This window comes from Bacillus cereus group sp. N6 (assembly GCF_016483705.1).
GTDB classification, from domain to species: Bacteria; Bacillota; Bacilli; order Bacillales; family Bacillaceae_G; genus Bacillus_A; species Bacillus_A wiedmannii.
Map to the genome: position 1 here is coordinate 177,394 of NZ_JAEHBI010000005.1, position 19,181 is coordinate 196,574.

A 19,181-nucleotide genomic window follows, 5' to 3' on the forward strand; every position below is an offset into this window, starting at 1 on the left:
AATCCCGATTCTTGGCGGGATAATCATTAGCAGGGGAAGGACAAGGTACATAAATAAAGTGTTATGGAAGTTAAAATATTTGATTGCTATCTTAATGAAAGAAATTAAATATGAGATAAATATTTTCCAACATACAACCCACTTGCAGCAGCTTGAGATAATGAATGAGTGACGCCTGAACAATCTCCAACTAAAAATAGTCCATGCACACTTGTTTCAAAATGGTTATTGGTTTTTATCGTAGGAGCATAGAACTTTCCGTCAATTCCATATAATAAAGTATCTTTATCGATCGGTTCCTGGATAAATTGTTCTAAACGTAATAAAAATTCTTTAAGCCCTTCAATATATAATCGAGGAATTTCTGTATTCAAATCTCCATAATCTCCTTGTAATGTAGGCTGTATACGGTTATGTTTCATGCCGTTCTCTGTTGTAGGTTGTTTATTTAGTAAGTCCTCTAAGCGCTGTATAACAATTCGATCTTGTCCTTGGTTAATGCTTTTAATAATTGAACTTGCGTATACATTTGCTTCTTTGAGAGTTGAAAAATAGCGCGGGATAAATAAAGTGAAATTTAAGTTAGGTGTGCCAGTTCCTTCCTCTCGAAAATTTTGACCGTCAGGCATAACTAAACCTTCTTCGTACTTTCTAATGATGCGTCCTTTCGGATTCATACAGTACGTAGTTGCTGTGAATTGTTCATGCTCATAAGAAAGTTTTGTCTCAAATGTATCTTTTAATATAGGACGTAATTGGTGTTCTTTCATCTCTACTCTAATACCTAAATCTACACGAGTTTGTTCCTGAGAAATATTTAGAGAAGTGCACATTTCTTTTAACCAATCCGCTCCGGAACGCCCAGTTGCAAACACTAGTTGCTTAGATTGAACTATTCCTTCATTTGTCTCTATTGTAAAATGATCTTTCTGTTTCATAATATGTTGTACATCTATATGAAATTGAATATTTATTTTCGTAAGTAAAAATTCATAGAGCTGCTGAAAAATGTCACTTGAAAGGGTAGTACCAAGATGTCTTACTTCTGTTGTTAGCATTTGTAAACCACACGTTTCTGCTCTCTTATTGAGATTTGGATTTTCTGTAGAGTATTTTGAAACAGAACTTCCTCCGAACTGACATAGAATTTCATCTACTTCAGCCATGAGTTGAATAAAGCTTTCTTTACCGACTTTTTGCTCAAGTTCTCCGCCAAATCCGTTTGTATAATTAAATTTCCCTTCAGATTTTCCTAAACCGCCAAACCCAAAATATTTATCACATGTAGTACAAGTACACACTTTTCCTTCGTCTAAAGGACAATGGCGATCTTCTAGCGCTTTACCTTTATCAAGAATTAAAACCTTTTTGTTACTTTTAGCCAGTGAATAAGCCATAAAAATGCTACTTACTCCAGCACCGATAATTGTAACGTCATACATATTTTTCCACCTGCTAACGAATAGTTTGTTTTTATTTTTCTAGTGTATAACAATTTTATGAAGTTAAGAAATAGCTTTTATTAATAAAGAGGGAGTTTTTGAACTTGATGCTTTTTTAATTTCTCGGAGTGGTGGGATAAATACAAATGTTTTTATTTGAAAGAAGAAATAGTTTTAAATAATCACTATGTCATATGATTAATAAAATCTAACATATAAAGAAACAGACCTTTCAAGTGAAGAGGTCTGTTAATGATTTCAAATGTTATTTAGCAAACAGATGGTTACCAATTACTGCTACTGTTTGACGTGTCGTAATCCATTTGTCTGTTGATGTTTTTGGATTATAGAAATAAAGCCAATCAGAATGTATGCCATTTGTGGAGATAGCTTCTTCTACTGCCATTTTTGCTTCTGGGCTTGCAGGCTGATTAATTCTTCCATCTGTAACAGGAGTAAAGGCATATCCGTATTTAATAGGTTCATAAATAACGCCTGTTATTGTATTTGGAAAACCTTTTGCGTTTACACGATTTAGTATAACTTTTGCTACAGCTACTTTACCTTTATAGGATTCGCCACCTGCTTCAGCGGTAACTAAGCGTGCCATTAAGTCTTTTTCTTTTTCTGAAATGCTTGAGTTAATTTTTAAATGTTGTCCTGTATAAAGCTTGTTTCCGGCTGTATTGTTAATTTGTTTTATAGATTGAACGGTAACATTGTAACGCTTTGCTATCGTTTCTAATGAATCTCCCTGTTGTACTTGATAAATAATTTGTCTAGAAATGTTCGCAGGTTTGGGTTTGGCATTTTGACGACCGGTGATTTCATTTGAGTTCGTGGCCCCTGGAATATTTAACTGTTCACCAATAAAGGTTTGATCGTTTCCTTTATTATTAGCCTGTTTAATGGATTGTATTGAAACCCCGTATTGTTTACTAATGCCCCAAAGTGTATCATTCTTTTTTACTGTATGAATGGTAGATGCTTCAGCTGTACTTTGATGACATACGAATGTAATTGCAGCTGCAGATATAGGGATTATATGTTTTATTTTTAATAATTTCATTGTAAATCCTCCTAGCAAAAATAAGGTGAAATTGTTAAGTAATATAGTTCAGAATGTCTATACATAATATTTTAATATAAGTATATTAGCACGTATAAAATAAATAATCATCATAAGTTTCTTATTTATGTAGTGTAGAGTCCGAATATGAAATATTGCATATGAAAATACATTGAAGTTCATATTGCTGATTACTATAATCTATTTAGTAGAAAGGGAATATGTTATATAAATAAAATCATTATAGATTAATATAATGATTACATATTATTAATAGGAGGAGTGATGTAATGAATATATTTAAAAGAATATCTGTTTCAGCTGTAATTATTTCAATATTTTTAGGAATAGGGGACACGGTCAATAGTGTAAAGGCTGATTCTATAGAACAGCAGAGTAAATTAGGGATAGAACAAGAAACAGATAAGCAAATCATTGTAAAATTCAATGCGGATTTGAAATTACCATATGAAGATGGTATTGAAAAACAGATACAAGCTCAAGCAAGTGATAAAGTACTAGAAGATCTTTTGGTCGAATATCCAGATGTAACATTCACTCGTTTATTCACATCTGTAAGTCCAGAAGAAATACAAGACCTTGAAGTGAAAGCACCCAATAATGTATCTACAAGTTTATTAAACTACTATATTCTTCAAACTCAAAATGGTGAGCAGAAAGAGGAACTAGTAGATAAGTTAAAGACATCTTCTTTAATAGAAGATGTGTATATGCAGAAGCAAGAAAAAATAACGCCACCGGAAGTGCAAATATCAAGTGTAGCTCTTAGTCCTAATAACAATCCTAGATTTAAACAACAAGGTTATCTTGAAGCAGCACCATACGGTATTAATGCGCCTTTCGCCTGGGGAGTTCAAGGCGGTAATGGAAATGGTATAACTTTTGTTGATATGGAATATGGATGGCTATTAAATCATGAGGATTTAGTACATCAAAATATTGAATTAATGTCTGGAAGAAATATAGATCAGCATGTTGGACATGGGACCTCTGTACTAGGAATTGTATCCTCCGAAGATAATGAAGTGGGGAATATTGGGATTGCGCCAAAAGCGAAAGTGATTTCTCAAATAAGAGATAACGGACAATATAATACAGCTGATGCGATATTAAGTGCTGTAAATCATTTAGAAGCTGGGGATGTTTTATTATTAGAGGCACAAGCTTCCTTTGATGGATATGGTGATAAATATTTACCTGTTGAAGTACAACCAGATATCTTTGATGCAATTCGTGCTGGTACAGATAAAGGTGTTGTAATTATAGAGGCTGGAGCAAATGGGTGGAATGATTTAGATCAATTTAAAGATAGAAATGGTAAACAAGTCTTAAATCGTAATAGTAAAGAATTTAAAGATTCAGGTGCAATTATGGTAGGAGCGGGCTCTTCATCTTTCCCTCATGAGCGTATGTGGTTTTCAAATTATGGAAGTCGGATTGATGTGTACGGGTGGGGAGAAAATGTAGATACAACTACAGCCGAGCAAAGTAGAAGTGCTGTAAATCTTTATACTACAAGCTTTAGTGGAACATCTAGTGCGTCGCCAATTATTGCTGGGGCAGCGACTTTAGTACAAAGCATTGCTAAAAAAAATTTAGGACAACCGTATAGACCAAGTGAATTAAGAACGATATTAAGTAACCATAACACTGGAACGAAATCTAAAAATCCATATGCAGATAAAATTGGTGTTTTACCAGATTTGAAGTCTATACTAGTAAACTTAGGGTATGAACAAAGAGAACTGAACGGTGGGAATGAGTTACAAGTAACAGAAAATGAACCAAATAATGAACCTAGACAGGCAAATAAAGTTAACTTTCATACACCAATGAAAGGAACACTACATAATCGTGATAAGGTAGATGTATTTACTTTCCAAATTGACTCACCAGAAAATATTAATATTTCTCTACTAAATGAACAAAACATTGGAATGACATGGGTACTTCATCATGAATCAGATTTAAACAACTATGTAGCATATGGTGAAAATGAAGGGAATGTAGTTAAAGAAACTTATAATGCAAAGCCAGGTAAATATTATTTATATGTTTATAAGTATGAGAATAAAGATGGTTCATATATATTGAATATAAAATAAACGAAAGGAACTTCAGATGAAGTTCCTTTAAATTTTTCTAATTCAGTATATGTGAATGATTTTTTAACTTTACTTCTATGCAATATTTCATATTGATGAAATGTTATTTATTTTTTACTCACCAGATTATATTATATTCAATAAGTTTGATATAAAACAGAAAAAGGAGGAATAATAATGAGCAATAAGAAGTTTATTTTGAAATTATTCATATGTAGTATGATATTTATCACATCTGTATTTGCTTTACACGATAAGCAAGTCGTTGCAGCTAGCTCTGTTATTGAACTTGAAAATTGGTCAAAATGGATGCAACCTATACCTGATAACATCCCGTTAGCACGAATTTCAATTCCAGGAACACATGATAGTGGTACGTTTAAATTACAAAATCCAATAAAGCAAGTATGGGGAATGACGCAAGAGTATGATTTTCGTTATCAAATGGATCATGGAGCTCGCATTTTTGATATAAGAGGCCGTTTAACAGATGATAATACGATAGTTCTTCATCATGGGCCATTATATCTTTATGTAACACTGCATGAATTCATAAACGAAGCGAAACAATTTTTAAAAGATAACCCAAGTGAAACAATTATTATGTCTTTAAAAAAAGAGTATGAGGATATGAAAGGGGCAGAAGGTTCATTTAGTAATACGTTTGAAAAAAATTATTTTGTTGATCCTATCTTTTTAAAAACAGAAGGAAATATAAAACTTGGAGATGCTCGAGGGAAAATTGTACTACTAAAAAGATATAGTGGTAGTAATGAATCTGGAGGATATAATAATTTTTATTGGCCAGATAATGAGACGTTTACGACAACTGTAAATCAAAATGTAAATGTAACAGTACAAGATAAATATAAAGTGAGTTATGATGTGAAAGTAAAATCTATTAAAGATACGATCAAGGAAACGATGAACAATAGTGAGGATTTAAATCATCTATATGTTAATTTTACAAGCTTGTCTTCTGGTGGTACAGCATGGAATAGCCCATATTATTATGCCTCTTATATAAATCCCGAAATTGCGGCATATATTAAACAAGAGAATCCAAAAAGAGTTGGTTGGGTGATCCAAGATTATGTTAGTGATAAGTGGTCACCGATTCTCTATCAAGAAGTTATAAGAACTAATAAGTCACTTTAATTTTCACCATAATTTCATAGAAACAATGTAACGCTATTAAAGGTCTTGTGGAATTCCCATAAGACTTTTTAGTATTGGATATTATGAGAATCAAAGTTCTTTGAATAGGTTTATATAGTTAATATAATAATTTAATGCAGTTATAAAATCGACACAAAAAAATGTCGATAAATGTCGAATGTTATTGTAATATAAAACATATAAGTATAATATACAGATGAGGTGGAATTGTTGTCTTTTATTAAAAATAGTAAAATTGGAACGAAATTAAATGTGTTAGTCATTATATCGAGTTTGGCTTGTATCATGTTATCTTCTCTAGGGTTTTTAGGGCTTCAAAAAGGTGAAAATACATCTTCTAGTATGTATGACGAAAGGCTATTACCAATTGAATGGATAGGAACTGTAGAATCAAATTTTTACCATGTTAATATGAATTTTATGGAGATTATGATATCGAAAGATGAAAAAAGAATGAAAGAACTAATAACAGAAATGGATAAGACTAGGAAAGAAAATGATGAGTTATTAAAACAATTTGAAACTAGAATTAGTTCTCATAAAGAAAAGGGCTTGTATAATGCATTTCAAAGTCAATTCAAAGATTTAAGAATACAAATGAAGAAAGCACAGGATTTGGGACTGACTAATAATGAAGAAGCTTATAGCTATTATTTAAAAGAAATTGAGCCTAATATGGGAAAAACAATTCAGTCTATCCGTGAACTTATTTTATATAATAATACCGCGGCTGAACAACTACAAAAAGAGAATATCAATAGTGTGAAAAATACAATAATAACATTTGTAATTATTTCATGTGTTGGAATCATAATAATTATTTTTATTGGTTTTATAATAAAAAATACTATAAAAAAACCAATTGTATTATTACAAAAAGATATGGAACGAGTATCTGCTGGAGATTTAACAATTCGAACTTCTTATAAATCCGAGAACGAATTAGGCCATATTGTACAATCCTTTAATAGTATGTTAGATAACTTGCAACAATTAGTCGGTCAGGTGAAGGTTACAGCAAAAGAAGTGATTATTTCAACTGAAAATATGTTACAAGAGACAAAAACGGCAGCACATATATCAAACGAGGTTGTTCGAACTACTTCTGAAATAAATAAAGAAATAGAGGGACAGGTGACTAGTATTCAAGAAAGTTCAACTGCGATGGAAGAAATTGCAACTGGAGTTCAAACAGTAGCTGAATCTTCAGCGATGGTTGCTGAAGTTGCTGTTGCAACAATAGACCAAGCAAATTCTGGTAGTGAAGTTATAAAACAATCTATTCGTCAAATGAATAGTGTGAATGAAGTTGTCGAAGAAACTTCTAAGGTCATTGATAGACTTGTTACACGTACACAACAAATTGAAGAAGTGCTAGATATTATTACTAATATTGCAGAACAAACGAATTTACTGGCCTTAAATGCTGCAATTGAGGCGGCACGCGCCGGAGAAAATGGAAAAGGATTTGCAGTAGTTGCAGCTGAAGTAAGAGGTCTGGCTGAGAAATCTAAAACGTCTGTAAATGATATAAATAATTTATTACATTTTATACATCAAGATACACAGGATACAGTTCATGTAATGAAAAAAGGTCAACAACAGGCTAGTGGTGGTAAAGAAGCAGCATATAAGGCAGAACTCGCATTTTCATCTATTATGCAAGATATTAATAGAATAACGTCCCAAATTCAAGAAGTGTCTGCTGCCACAGAAGAAATGTCTGCTGGGACAGAAGAAGTGAATGCCTCTTTATCAATAGTCTCTGAAACTGCAACACAAGTCTCGCAAGAAACGAATCGAACGGTACAATCAATTCAAGCACAAGCCACATTGATTCAAGAAATAACGACGAAATCTGATGAAATGAAAAAGAAAGTCGAAAATTTAGAAATGCTAATTTCACAATTCATTATTGAAGAATAAGTTTGTTAACATTTATCAGTAGTATAAACTTTAAGATACTCAATATAGTGCTGCGTTGCACAATTTGAAAAAGGACCTTTATAGGTTCTTTTTTTGTAAATGGTGCGAATGCTATGTTTAATTATAGTGAAAAACAGAAATTTATTATATAATAATCATTTAAATTTGTACCTACAAATTTTATATGTAATAATGAATTTGATTTATTCTAATGAAATGGAGGTATATACTATGAAGTTTCCACATGATTTTTTATTCGGAGCTGCTTCAGCTTCTTATCAAGTAGAAGGTGCATGGAATGAGGATGGAAAAGGTGTTACGAATTGGGATGAGTTTTCAAAAATTCCTGGCAAAACATACAATGGAACAAATGGTGATGTAGCGGTTGATCATTATCATCGATATAAGGAAGATGTTCGTTTAATGGCTGAGATGGGATTGGAATCGTATCGTTTTTCGATTTCTTGGGCGAGAATATTGCCGAATGGAGATGGAGAGGTAAATGAAAAAGGCATTAAATTTTATAACAATTTAATTGATGAATGTTTAAAGTACGGGATTGTACCGTTTGTCACTTTATATCATTGGGATCTACCATTACCGTTAGAAAAGGATGGTGGGTGGACGAATAAACGAACAGCAGATGCTTTTGTAAAGTATGCCGAAATTTGCTTTAAAGCATTTGGTGATAGAGTGAAACATTGGATTACTTTTAATGAAACAGTAATGTTTTGTGGATTAGGCTATTTAAAAGGTGCACATCCACCAGGGATAAAAAATGATGTTCCAAAGTATTTTCAAGCGACTCATTATGTATTTTATGCACATGCGAAAACAGTTGCGGTGTACAAGCAGCTGAAACAATATGGGGAGATTGGGATTACACATGTTTTCTTACCTGCTTATAGTGTGGATGATGAAAAAGAAAATATACTAGCAGCAAATCATGCGAATGAATATGAAACGTATTGGTATTATGATCCAGTTTTAAAAGGTGAGTATCCACCTTATGTTGTTCAACAATTAAAGGAAAAAGGGTGGACTCCTAATTGGACGGTTGAAGAATTAGAAATCATTAAACAAAATGCCGAAAAGAATGATTTTATTGGCTTGAATTATTATCAACCAATACGAGTAGAAAGATACGATATGGATATAAAGAGCGATGAGCATTCTCGAGAAAACTCAACACTTGCTCCAGGTAATCCTTCTTTTGATGGTTTTTATCGCACAGTAAAAATGGATGATAAAACATATACAAAATGGGGATGGGAAATATCTCCCGAAGGTTTCTTAGATGGATTGCATATGTTGAAAGAGCGTTACGGTGACATAAAGATGTATGTAACGGAAAATGGACTTGGTGATGAAGATCCAATCATTGAAGGAGAAGTTGTAGATGTTCCGAGAATTAAATTTATTGAAGAGCATTTAAAAGTAATAAAGCGTGCAATTGAAGAGGGAATCAATTTAAAAGGTTATTATGCATGGTCAGTGATTGATTTATTAAGTTGGTTAAATGGGTATAAAAAGCAATATGGCTTTATTTTTGTCGATCATAATGATAACTTAAAACGTAAGAAAAAACTTTCGTTTCATTGGTATAAACATGTGATCGAAACGAGAGGAGAAGAGTTATAACAGATAAAAGAGTATTTTAGGAGAAAGTGTATGAGTGCAAAGTATAAACAAATTGCAGATGTGTTAGAGCAAAACATTAGAGATGGGCTTTTTAATGAAACGAAAAAACTACCTACAGAAGAAGCTTTGATGAATCGGTTTGAAGTAAGCCGTAATACGATACGTAAAGTAATTAGTCAGCTTGTAAATAGAGGTTATATTTTTCAAGTGCAAGGTAGTGGTATGTTTTTACGTGAAACTTCTGTAACAGATTACATTAATTTAGGAAGTTTACGTGGATTAACGAAAAATCTCGTTTCGCAAAATATTGAAACGAAAGTGTTAGAGCTTGAAGTAATAGATGCGGACGAAGATATAGCAAAGCGGATGCAATGCGAAGCTGGAACTAGGATATATTTTTTGAAGCGTTTAAGAATTGTAGATGGTAAACCATTCTCTATTGAAGTAAGTTATTTCAAAAAGGATATTATTCCATATTTGAATAAAGAAATAGCATTAAGCTCTGTATACAGTTATTTCATTGAAGATTTACGATTAAATATTGGCTTTGCCGATAAATTTATTAGTTGTGAAAAAGTAAATAAAGAAAACGCGCAGCTGTTAGAATTAAATGAAGGTGATCCGGCGCTTCTTATTGAAAATACAGTATGTCTTGTAAACGGGACAATTTTCGAGTTATCTCAATCGATGTTTCATTATGAAAAGACTAAACTTTTAAATCGAATTAATTTCAAATAAAAATAGAAAATAATTTATCGTGTGAAAAGCAACTGAGTCCAAAGTGATCAGTTGCTTTTTATTTTTTAAAGTGGATGAGCAAAAAAACACAAAAGTGGTTGGTCCGTTTTTTGTAAACATCTATTATGATAAGAGAAGAAAGGTAGTATGTTATTAAAGTTTTAAAGAGGAAGTTCTTTATTAAAATAGATTGTCTTTAGAGAGGTGAAAATACAATGATTTTTGCAATTTCACTAGTGGTTATTATTGTAATTGGATCCCTGTTTGGGACCGTGTTAGTTGCACGAAATGTGGAGGAGAATTACGGCAAGTCTACAAAGAGAAATGTGAAAAACTTATCAACTATTTATATTCTTCTTCTTTTCGTACTACTTGTTGGGGTAACGTGGTATGCGGTAGTGATTTAATAGTTTTGAAAGAAAAAAGTTAATATTGTATATGATGGAGGAGTATGATTTTGATAAAAAATGAACGCCACGTTTTAATTGTTTTTCCGCATCCAGATGATGAGTCATATTGCGTGGCAGGTACAATTTTAGCTTATGCGCAGCGAAATGTTCCTCTTACTTATGTTTGCTTAACGTTAGGTGAAATGGGGAGAACGATGGGGAATCCTCCTTTTGCAACACGTGAATCATTAAATGTTATAAGAGAGACGGAACTAAAGAGGGCTACAAATATTTTAGGGATTAAAGATTTACGTATGATGGGATATCGTGATAAAACTCTTGAATTTGAAACTCCCGGAGAGTTAAGACGTGTATTACAAAAATGTGTAGAAGAAGTGAATCCTTCGTTAGTTATTTCTTTTTATCCGGGATATGCGGTTCATCCAGATCATGATGCAACAGGAGAAGCGGTAGCAGAGGCGTTAGCTAATATTCCGGAATATAAAAGGCCAACATTTTATGCGGTAGCTTTTTCGAAGAATCATGAAGCGGAAATAGGTCCTCCGCATTTTAAAAACGAAGTGAAAGAATATGTTCCCAAAAAATTAGAGGCATTGCAAGCACATGCATCACAATTTGCGACGAAAGTAACGGAACTAAAAAGAGAGTATGAAGAAGGTGTACCGGAAACAGTAGAGTGGTTAGAAAAGGAACCATTTTGGATATATTCATTCAAAGATAAGAGTAAGTGACGTTATAGCTGAAGGTGATGAATATGTATTTTGAATATAAGAATCGGAAAATTTCTTACAATATAGAAGGATCGGGCCCTGTTATATTGTTATTACACGGTCTTGGTGGGAACGCAAACAATTGGCTATATCAAAGGCAATATTTCAAAGAGAATTGGACGGTGATTTCTCTTGATTTACCGGGGCATGGGAAATCGGAAGGGCTGGAAATTCTTTTTAAAGAATATGCAAATGTATTGTATGAGTTATGCAGTTATTTAAAGTTACAAAAAGTAGTTATGTGTGGTCTTTCAAAAGGAGCTAGAGTCGGTATCGATTTTGCTATTCAATATCCAGGCTTTGTTTCTAGTTTAATTGTTGTAAATGCATTTCCCTATTTGGAGCCTGAAGATCGAAAAGAACGAATTGAAGTATATGATTTACTTAGCTTACACGATAATGGAAAAACATGGGTGGATACATTATTGAAGGCGATGGGAGTAGCAGATAATGAAGTAATTGTTAGGGGATTTTATCAATCTTTACAGTCTATTAATTCGGTGCATATTCAAAGATTATTTGCTGAATTAGTAGATTATGATCAAAGACCGTGTCTTTCAAATATTTCATGTCCTACTTTAATTATAAGAGGGGAAAATGATGATTTCGTTCCCGAGAAATATGTAAGAGAGTTTGAAAGACGTTTGAAAAATACAACTTTTATTGAGTTTAAAAATAGTGGACACTTACCTTATTTAGAACAGCCGACTAGCTTTAATATGACGGTAGAAAGATTTTTAAATCATGTAATTAATTAATACTATTATTAAAGTTAATACTGTTATTAGGGAATCAAGGATAGTTCGTTTTGAGAGGGGGCAACAAGGTGGAATGGAAACCAAATCGTGCAGATAAGACGCCTGTATATAAACAAATAGCGGATTATATGGAAAGGGGTATTTCTTCAGGTGAGTTTCCTTCTGACAGCAAGTTACCTTCTGAGCGTACGTTAGCGAAAGAATTACAGGTGAACCGGAGTACAATAGTAGCTGCGTATGAAGAATTAAAATCACTTGGAGTAGTAGAACGGCAAAAGGGAAGCGGAACAAGGGTCAATACAGATATATGGGGTGTCTCACATAAACGAATACCGAACTGGGGTAGGTACGTGGAGGATGGATCGTTCTTACCTAACGTACCACTCGTTCAACAAATTAGAACGGAAACACAAAAAGACGACTTAATTAATTTAGCGAGTGGTGAATTGTCACCAGAATTGATTCCGAGCGATAGATTCCGAACGATTTTGTCGGAGAAAACATTTATGGAAAACCTCGGTTATGACCATCCGCTTGGAAATGAAATGTTGAGAAAAACAATTGCAGCACATGTTCAGCAATATAAACAAATTGAAGCAGATTCGAATTCTATCCTTATTACATCTGGCGCACAACAGGCACTTAACCTTATCGTGCAATGCTTATTAAAACCAGGAGACGCGATTGCAATTGAAGATCCGTCGTATTGTTTTTCATTGCCGATGTTTAAATCTGCTGGCTTAAAAATATTCCATCTACCTGTTGATCAGCATGGAATGAATCCAGATGACTTAATTGATTTGCATAAAAAGCATCGTATTCGCATGGTATTTTTGAATCCAGATTATCAAAATCCAACGGGAACTGTGTTGTCATTAGCAAGGCGTAAAAAGGTTTTAGAGCTGTCTTCTGAATTTGGTATACCGATTGTAGAAGATGATCCGTATAGTTTAACTTCATTTAATGGAGAAGTGAATCCTACATTAAAGTCAATGGATCAAAACGGGAATGTTCTTTATATAAGTTCATTATCAAAAATTGTTGCATCAGGATTACGTATTGGCTGGGTAATTGGCCCTACGCGTGTAATAGAACGTTTAGCGGATGCAAAACAGCAAGTTGATTTTGGCCATAGTGTATTTACGCAGTGGGTGGCAAATCAATTTTTAGAATCAGAAGATTTTCATGCACATATTACAATGCTTCGTGAGCAATTGAAAGACAGAAGAGATGTGTTAATTAGAAAGCTTGAAGAAATATTAGGGGACCAGGTTGAATTTTTTGTTCCAGAGGGTGGAATACATTTATGGTGCAAAGTGCAAGGAACATTTGATGAATATCATTTATTAGGCGAATCTATACGAAATGGTGTAGCGTTTGTCCCGGGAAGTGTTTTAGGTACTAAAAATGAATATATTCGTTTTACTTTTGGGAGAGTAGATGTCGAACAAATTCAACTGGGAATTACGAGGTTTGCGGAAACGTTAAATGAGATCTCATAATAGTGATGCGTAATATTGAAATGAGGGAAAGAAATGAAGTACGTGGCGCTTTTACTGCAAGTAGGCGTGCTATATGTATTTAGCTTAGTTGGTACGTGGATTCAGGAAGTATTCCATTTATCAATGCCAGGAAGTTTAATTGGGATGTTAATGCTGTTTCTGCTCCTTTCTACTCGTATTTTTACCGTTATTTCTAATTCCTTCGACAACAGGGCTGATGGAATTCGGGTCTTTTCTTTTCGGTAAGGGGAGTATTATATTCCTGTTAGTAGTTGCAAGTACGGTAGTAACTTTAATTGTTTCAGGATATATAAGTCAATTATTAGTAACATCAAAAAAATAAAATCGACAAGGTGCACGATGCAAATGGTCTTAATTATTATTACTGTAGTAATGTATGTATTGGCGACAAAGTTATATAAAAAAATTCCGTTTCCATTTACGTTACCGGTGTTAACAGTTACAGCGAGTATGATTTGCTTATTTTTAATTTTTGATATTTCTCATCATGAATATAGGGAAAATGGGGGAGATATTCTTTCCGGCTTATTAAGTCCTGCAATTGTAGCGTTAGCGATACCTTTATTTAAAGAGCGAAACATACTTATGAAAAACTTTTTGTCGATACTTATCGGTGTAGCGGTAGGTATAGTGGTTTTAACGAGTATGAATGTAGTGATTGGCGGGATGTTAAATATAGATAAGGAACTCATATTAACAACACTGCCGCAATTAGCGACGATGCCTATTGCTATTTCATTAGCGGATCAAATTGGCGGTATTCCATCTATGACTTCTAGTTTTGTAGTTGTTGCAGGGATAACAGGTGCTATTATCGGACCAACAGTACTTAAGTTTTTCCGAATAACAAGTACGATTGGAAAAGGAGTGGGGATGGGCTGCGCATCACATATTATCGGTGTGAGCCGTCTCGTGAAGGAAGGCGAAAAAGAAGCGACAATCGGTTCGGTAACGATGATTGTAACTGGAATACTCATTAGTATATTCATACCGTATGGAACGAAATTTATATTTTAAAATGTAATGGAGATGAGAAAATGACAACATGGTTTATAGTTACTTTATTTATTTTTGGCGCTGTTAAAGTGCTAGTTTCTAGTATGCCAACTTCTGTTGTAGAATCAATTATTAGTAGATTTGAATTGCATCAAAAACTTGAGGAAGAGAATACCTCTATATCGATAGATGGAAAGAATATAGAGGGAGAAATGAAACGACAAGTTATTCATGAATTTAATGAAGCTTTATTTTTAGATAAACATTATTTCCCGCCGCACGGGGAAGGAACACCAATCGTTATTAACACGAAGAAAGGGAATAAAGAGATTCGTTTTTCTCTATATAGCCATGAGGAACATGTGGATGTAATCAAGCAATATAAGAAGAAAATCGTTGCCTATCGTTTACGTTCAAAAAGTCTTCAAAACCCTATATCATTAGCAATAACTGAAGATTATGCTTAAGAAGAGATCGATTATGGTCTCTTCATTTTTGTATGAAATGATATACTTTCCAAATAAAAGAAAAGAAAATCATATAGCCAAATAAAGAATATGTATGATTCCAATCCAAGCTATGAATAAAGAAACCGAATCTTTCAGCAACTTGTTCAAAAATGCTGGCAAAAATACCTATTGAAATAATAAGTAGAATTCTAGAAATTGTAGATAATGTTTTGGAAATTTGTATAAAAACAGCTGTTAAAATCGGTAGTACAAACAAAGTAAAGCCAATGTTAACTGAAAATATGGATGAGAATGGTCTAACGGGAAAGGAATAGATTTGGTTCGCAACAAAGAAAGCATCTAAGCAAGTTCCGATAATAGAAGAGAGTAAGATTGTAACTGCTAATGCTAGAAAATCATTCTTCTTCTCGAAGGAGGACGTTTTTCTTTGCAAGAATTGCCAACTCAATTTTTTCGAGTGTTTTACAGTAGTCTTCTGTAATTTGTCCATTTATATTTTCCTCCTTATCTACTAAGTAATTTACAACTTGCCAGTCCGTAAACCAATCTTCATTGTCAACTTCTTCATGCTTCATATCTCGCCATGCATAGATGAGTGCAGGACTGTATATACGATAAGCGCCACTACGCAACTGGCATTTCTTTATTCGACGCTTATAAAACTCACGGGAAAAAGATTCATTGACACTTGAAAATAAATGAGGCCAGTAATCTTTCCTTGATCCTGTATGCGGATGGTGCTGGGCCCAGCTTATTATTTGAGATAAAACATGTGTGTCTCGAAATAATAATGAATACAACCTTTTTCCAATTAAGATTCGTTCGTGTAAGGAAGTGAAATGTTTCATTGTATCACCAAATAGTAATACTTTGAGTTTCTTATCATTTTCGTAGAATGGGAAAAGAATATGATTAAATTGAAAGAAATCAAAGAGTTTAAATCCAATACTATTAAGTACAGTCTTTTTAAATTGTATATTTTGAATCACTCTTTTTTCTAAGTAGTGTTGCTCATTAATAATAGTTGCAATGGCTAATGTTTTTTTGTTACCTGTTTTCCAAAAATCGTTCCACATCGTTTCCATAAATGTAGAAACATTTAGGTGAGGGAGAAGGTGAAATAGCTTTTGTGCTCTTTTCACACTTTGTTCATAAAGCAGAAATTGAGGATATACATCTTGGAAAATAAGCCAATTCCCTCTTTCTAAAAAAGAAAAAAATGTGATTTGATCTTTCTCTGATAAAATTTTCGTATATAAATCGCCCTTTAAATCAGTCATATTCCAACCGCCGTTACGTGATACCATATGCCCAAGTAGTGCCCAATGTATTTCTGGATATTGAGTGTAAAATTGGTAGTATGCTCGTGTTCTTGTCACATTATTTTTATTTAGCTGTTCAGTTTGTATTTTTATGTTGTTGATGATGAGTTGCTCTTCTTTCGTTAATTTATACATCGAGCCAGAATGTATGAGTTTGCTTTTTTGTTTTAATTCATTTTTTACATCAAATAGGGAGAGAGGCAGTGCTTTGGAAGGTCCGTTATATGTATGATTTGAATTGCTTCGGTACATTCCGTTACCTCCATTTTTCATAAATTTAAACATGATTATTGGCTATGAATCGTTCTATTTATTTTATTACGAGTATAAGAAATAAATGAGCGGTGTTTTTTATAAGGGTTTAGTTATCATGCAAAAAGTATAAAAAATCTTACTGTTGTGAGGTGAAATAAAAAACAGAAACTATTTTTAATAGTTTCTGTTTTTTTATTTTGTCAATTAAATGTAACAAACGACAATTATGATTTAAATCAATTGAAAATAATTCAATAAATTTTATAAATACAATTTTAATTGAAATGTGTGGTAGGAGGAAAAGAAATGCTAAATAAAATAATTTTAATTACTGGTGGTACAGGTTCGTGGGGACAGGAACTTATAAAACAATTATTAGAAAAATCACCGAAAGAAATTAGAGTTTTTTCAAGAAATGAAACGGTTCAGTTTGAAATGCAGCAACAGTTTATAAATGATGATAGATTAAAATTTATTATTGGAGATATTCGTGATAAAGATCAACTAGTCTATGCATGCCAAGGTGTCCATTATGTATTCCATCTTGCAGCTTTAAAACATGTTCCAGTATGTGAGTATTATCCTTATGAAGCTATAAAAACAAATATACATGGTACACAAAATGTAATTGAAGCATCTATACAGATGCAAGTTGAGAAAGTTATATATGTTTCAACGGATAAAGCAGCCGATCCATCAAATACGTATGGGATGACAAAAGCAATTGGTGAGAAGTTAATGGTGCATGCGAATATGCAAACGAAGAAAACAAAATTCATTTGTGTTCGTGGTGGAAATGTTTTGGGGACGAGCGGAAGTGTGGTACCACTCTTTAAAAAACAAATTAAAAAATCTTTACAAGTAGGGATTACCGATGCAAATATGACTAGATTTTTCTTAACGATTGAAGATGCTGTTGGATTGTTATTTAAAGCCGTATATCAAGGTAGAGGTGGGGAAATCTTTGTTATGAAAATGCCGGCATGTAAAATAACAGATTTAGCAGAAGTGTTAATTGAAGATTCGAAAAAGGAAAACGTGAAGGTAAAAGAAGTAGGGATAAGACCGGGTGAAAAATTAAGTGAAATGCTTTTATCTGAGGTAGAGAGTAAAACAAGTATAAGTTTTGATCAAAATTATTTTGTGGTACTACCGACTATTCCTATAGAAGGACTGCAAGAATATTATGCTAGCTATCCGCTTGTGGATGTGAAGAGTTTTAGTTCTCAACAAGACTTACTTACAAAACACGAGGTGAAACAAATGTTATTAAAAGGAGGGTTTTTACGATGAAAAAAAATGCGAGTCTTTTAATAACTGGTGCAAATGGTTTCACAGGACGCCATGCTTGCCAATATTTTTTAGAGCAGGGCTTTCATGTAATTCCTATGTTTCAAAATCGTGCACATAGAGAAATAATTGGGAATGGTATTACTTGTAATTTAACTAATAAGAGCGAAGTAATGAAGGTAATGAAACAAATAAAGCCAGATTATGTATTGCATTTAGCAGGAAAGAATTCGGTCATAGAGTCTTGGACAGCTGCTCTTGAATATGTAGAGGTTAATGTAATAGGGACGTTATATTTATTAGAAGCAATTAAGCAAGAAGTACCTCACTGTAGAACATTGGTTATAGGATCTGCTTTGCAAGCAGATAGTATGAGCAATATAAAAATTTCAAATCCATATAGTTTAAGTAAAACGATGCAAGTCATTATTGCAGAGGCGTGGAGTGAATTAATGAATTCAAATATTATCATTGCAAAGCCCTCGAATTTAATTGGTCCAGGAGTATCGAATGGTATTTGTTCTATTCTTGCAAAAAAAATGATAACTATAGAGTCGAATAAAAGTGAAGCAATTATTGAAGTAAACAGTTTGAAAGATAGTAGGGATTTTCTAGATGTACGTGATGCGGTTAAAGCGTATCATGTGTTATTGCGCGATGGAATAAATGGAAAACAATATAATATTGGATCAGGGATAAAACGGTCTTTATTAGATGTAATAGAACAATACAAAGAATTAACACAGCTGAGTTTTTCCATAAAAGAAGCAGAGCATAGTGGAAGCGAATCAAATGAGAGTTTAGTAATAGAGGATATAAAAAGGTTAGGTTGGGTCCCAGAAATTCAATTCCATCAATCATTAAAAGATGTACTCGAGTATGCGAAGTGTAGTGAAATCTGCATTCAATGAAAAATGAAAAGGGTGTAAGAAATATATGAATGGCTATAAAACAATGGATAATCAAAATACGCTATTTCTTTTAATTGTTGATACGCTGGACTGGAAAGATGAGGAAGAGCATGTTTTGTGTATCTATGAGGCGATAAATAAATGTCAAGCCTATGTGGAAGGTAAAAAGGGTGATAGGAAAAATCCAGTAATAGGTACAGGAACTAGGCCTGTAATTCAAGTCTTTGCTCAGTATGAATGTAGTGAGTATGGAAATGATTTTTATGATCTTATTAAAGATTTTTTGCAAGATATAGGGTTTGAGCTAAATGTTTATATAAATAATAGTAAGTTTACTTACATTTAATAGATTAGT

General features: G+C 33.1%; 18 protein-coding genes and 1 pseudogene. 15 read left to right on the forward strand and 4 right to left on the reverse strand.

The genetic code is table 11. The features are described 5' to 3' along the window. Positions 1–104: 104 nt before the first annotated feature. Positions 105–1,442 (reverse strand): NAD(P)/FAD-dependent oxidoreductase, encoded by a 1,338-nt coding sequence (locus tag JDS99_RS06750; protein ID WP_199694795.1) that lies wholly within the window; start codon positions 1,440–1,442, stop codon positions 105–107. Between the two features lie 265 nt (positions 1,443–1,707). Beyond that, positions 1,708–2,511 (reverse strand): cell wall hydrolase, encoded by an 804-nt coding sequence (locus JDS99_RS06755; RefSeq protein WP_098190034.1) that lies wholly within the window; start codon positions 2,509–2,511, stop codon positions 1,708–1,710. A gap of 290 nt (positions 2,512–2,801) precedes the next feature. Between JDS99_RS06755 and JDS99_RS06760 the strand changes: the two genes are divergently transcribed. The 12 genes and pseudogenes from JDS99_RS06760 to JDS99_RS06815 all read left to right on the forward strand — a co-directional run bounded on the left by JDS99_RS06760 (position 2,802) and on the right by JDS99_RS06815 (position 15,045). Beyond that, positions 2,802–4,637 (forward strand): S8 family peptidase, encoded by a 1,836-nt coding sequence (locus JDS99_RS06760; RefSeq protein WP_199694796.1) that lies wholly within the window; start codon positions 2,802–2,804, stop codon positions 4,635–4,637. Positions 4,638–4,814: 177 nt separating this feature from the next. Then, on the forward strand, positions 4,815–5,795 hold the full coding sequence (locus JDS99_RS06765) for a phosphatidylinositol-specific phospholipase C (protein ID WP_088064265.1): 981 nt from the start codon (positions 4,815–4,817) through the stop codon (positions 5,793–5,795). A gap of 231 nt (positions 5,796–6,026) precedes the next feature. Beyond that, on the forward strand, positions 6,027–7,742 hold the full coding sequence (locus tag JDS99_RS06770; protein ID WP_199694797.1) for a methyl-accepting chemotaxis protein: 1,716 nt from the start codon (positions 6,027–6,029) through the stop codon (positions 7,740–7,742). 231 nt (positions 7,743–7,973) lie between these two features. Continuing rightward, positions 7,974–9,383, forward strand: coding sequence for a GH1 family beta-glucosidase (locus JDS99_RS06775; protein WP_088064263.1), 1,410 nt, complete (start codon positions 7,974–7,976; stop codon positions 9,381–9,383). A gap of 30 nt (positions 9,384–9,413) precedes the next feature. Continuing rightward, on the forward strand, positions 9,414–10,121 hold the full coding sequence (locus tag JDS99_RS06780; RefSeq protein ID WP_088122945.1) for a GntR family transcriptional regulator: 708 nt from the start codon (positions 9,414–9,416) through the stop codon (positions 10,119–10,121). A gap of 215 nt (positions 10,122–10,336) precedes the next feature. Further along, positions 10,337–10,528 carry a hypothetical protein gene (locus JDS99_RS06785; protein WP_000575326.1) on the forward strand — a complete coding sequence of 64 codons (192 nt, stop codon included), beginning with the start codon at positions 10,337–10,339 and terminating at the stop codon, positions 10,526–10,528. 53 nt (positions 10,529–10,581) lie between these two features. Continuing rightward, on the forward strand, positions 10,582–11,262 hold the full coding sequence (gene bshB2 / locus JDS99_RS06790) for a bacillithiol biosynthesis deacetylase BshB2 (protein WP_088609511.1): 681 nt from the start codon (positions 10,582–10,584) through the stop codon (positions 11,260–11,262). A gap of 23 nt (positions 11,263–11,285) precedes the next feature. After that, complete coding sequence (locus tag JDS99_RS06795; protein WP_199694798.1) at positions 11,286–12,059, forward strand: alpha/beta fold hydrolase; 774 nt, start codon at positions 11,286–11,288, stop codon at positions 12,057–12,059. Between the two features lie 68 nt (positions 12,060–12,127). Beyond that, positions 12,128–13,561, forward strand: a complete 1,434-nt coding sequence (gene pdxR / locus JDS99_RS06800) for a MocR-like pyridoxine biosynthesis transcription factor PdxR (protein WP_048545917.1) — start codon at positions 12,128–12,130, stop codon at positions 13,559–13,561. Positions 13,562–13,705: 144 nt separating this feature from the next. Then, positions 13,706–13,904 (forward strand): annotated as a pseudogene (locus JDS99_RS32670) (CidA/LrgA family protein). A gap of 23 nt (positions 13,905–13,927) precedes the next feature. Then, positions 13,928–14,599: an LrgB family protein gene (locus JDS99_RS06810; RefSeq protein ID WP_060487517.1), complete on the forward strand. Its 672-nt coding sequence runs from the start codon at positions 13,928–13,930 to the stop codon at positions 14,597–14,599. Between the two features lie 20 nt (positions 14,600–14,619). Then, positions 14,620–15,045, forward strand: a complete 426-nt coding sequence (locus JDS99_RS06815; RefSeq protein WP_199694799.1) for a YfmQ family protein — start codon at positions 14,620–14,622, stop codon at positions 15,043–15,045. Positions 15,046–15,067: 22 nt separating this feature from the next. Here the strand turns inward: JDS99_RS06815 and JDS99_RS06820 are convergent, their stop codons facing one another. Both JDS99_RS06820 and JDS99_RS06825 read right to left on the reverse strand, forming a co-directional pair. Beyond that, the gene (locus JDS99_RS06820) at positions 15,068–15,481 is read right to left on the reverse strand and encodes a CBO0543 family protein (protein WP_137035405.1); all 414 of its coding nucleotides are present in this window, start codon (positions 15,479–15,481) and stop codon (positions 15,068–15,070) included. After that, on the reverse strand, positions 15,444–16,622 hold the full coding sequence (locus JDS99_RS06825) for a DUF2515 domain-containing protein (protein WP_199694800.1): 1,179 nt from the start codon (positions 16,620–16,622) through the stop codon (positions 15,444–15,446). The genes JDS99_RS06820 and JDS99_RS06825 overlap by 38 nt, the downstream gene beginning before the upstream one ends. Positions 16,623–16,931: 309 nt before the next feature. Here JDS99_RS06825 and JDS99_RS06830 point away from each other — a divergent pair, with 309 nt between their 5' ends. Genes JDS99_RS06830 through JDS99_RS06840 form a run of 3 tightly spaced genes read left to right on the forward strand, consistent with a single transcriptional unit; the run spans position 16,932 to position 19,172 of the window. Then, positions 16,932–17,918 (forward strand): UDP-N-acetylglucosamine 4,6-dehydratase family protein, encoded by a 987-nt coding sequence (locus JDS99_RS06830; protein WP_088064259.1) that lies wholly within the window; start codon positions 16,932–16,934, stop codon positions 17,916–17,918. Then, positions 17,915–18,826 carry an SDR family oxidoreductase gene (locus JDS99_RS06835; RefSeq protein ID WP_060487513.1) on the forward strand — a complete coding sequence of 304 codons (912 nt, stop codon included), beginning with the start codon at positions 17,915–17,917 and terminating at the stop codon, positions 18,824–18,826. Before JDS99_RS06830 ends, JDS99_RS06835 begins: the two co-directional genes overlap by 4 nt. Positions 18,827–18,851: 25 nt before the next feature. Continuing rightward, on the forward strand, positions 18,852–19,172 hold the full coding sequence (locus tag JDS99_RS06840) for a DUF6572 domain-containing protein (RefSeq protein WP_060487512.1): 321 nt from the start codon (positions 18,852–18,854) through the stop codon (positions 19,170–19,172). Positions 19,173–19,181 lie beyond the last annotated feature (9 nt).

What these genes read in the sequence shown, in the direction of transcription:
- JDS99_RS06795 (WP_199694798.1), top strand. Translation starts at nt 11,286, where the DNA reads ATGTATTTTGAATATAAGAATCGGAAAATTTCTTACAATATAGAAGGA.
- JDS99_RS06765 (WP_088064265.1), top strand. Translation starts at nt 4,815, where the DNA reads ATGAGCAATAAGAAGTTTATTTTGAAATTATTCATATGTAGTATGATA.
- JDS99_RS06840 (WP_060487512.1), top strand. Translation starts at nt 18,852, where the DNA reads ATGAATGGCTATAAAACAATGGATAATCAAAATACGCTATTTCTTTTA.
- JDS99_RS06835 (WP_060487513.1), top strand. Translation starts at nt 17,915, where the DNA reads ATGAAAAAAAATGCGAGTCTTTTAATAACTGGTGCAAATGGTTTCACA.
- JDS99_RS06815 (WP_199694799.1), top strand. Translation starts at nt 14,620, where the DNA reads ATGACAACATGGTTTATAGTTACTTTATTTATTTTTGGCGCTGTTAAA.
- JDS99_RS06760 (WP_199694796.1), top strand. Translation starts at nt 2,802, where the DNA reads ATGAATATATTTAAAAGAATATCTGTTTCAGCTGTAATTATTTCAATA.
- JDS99_RS06785 (WP_000575326.1), top strand. Translation starts at nt 10,337, where the DNA reads ATGATTTTTGCAATTTCACTAGTGGTTATTATTGTAATTGGATCCCTG.
- JDS99_RS06755 (WP_098190034.1), bottom strand. Translation starts at nt 2,511, where the DNA reads ATGAAATTATTAAAAATAAAACATATAATCCCTATATCTGCAGCTGCA.
- JDS99_RS06830 (WP_088064259.1), top strand. Translation starts at nt 16,932, where the DNA reads ATGCTAAATAAAATAATTTTAATTACTGGTGGTACAGGTTCGTGGGGA.
- JDS99_RS06810 (WP_060487517.1), top strand. Translation starts at nt 13,928, where the DNA reads ATGGTCTTAATTATTATTACTGTAGTAATGTATGTATTGGCGACAAAG.
- JDS99_RS06775 (WP_088064263.1), top strand. Translation starts at nt 7,974, where the DNA reads ATGAAGTTTCCACATGATTTTTTATTCGGAGCTGCTTCAGCTTCTTAT.
- JDS99_RS06780 (WP_088122945.1), top strand. Translation starts at nt 9,414, where the DNA reads ATGAGTGCAAAGTATAAACAAATTGCAGATGTGTTAGAGCAAAACATT.
- JDS99_RS06750 (WP_199694795.1), bottom strand. Translation starts at nt 1,442, where the DNA reads ATGTATGACGTTACAATTATCGGTGCTGGAGTAAGTAGCATTTTTATG.
- JDS99_RS06825 (WP_199694800.1), bottom strand. Translation starts at nt 16,622, where the DNA reads ATGTACCGAAGCAATTCAAATCATACATATAACGGACCTTCCAAAGCA.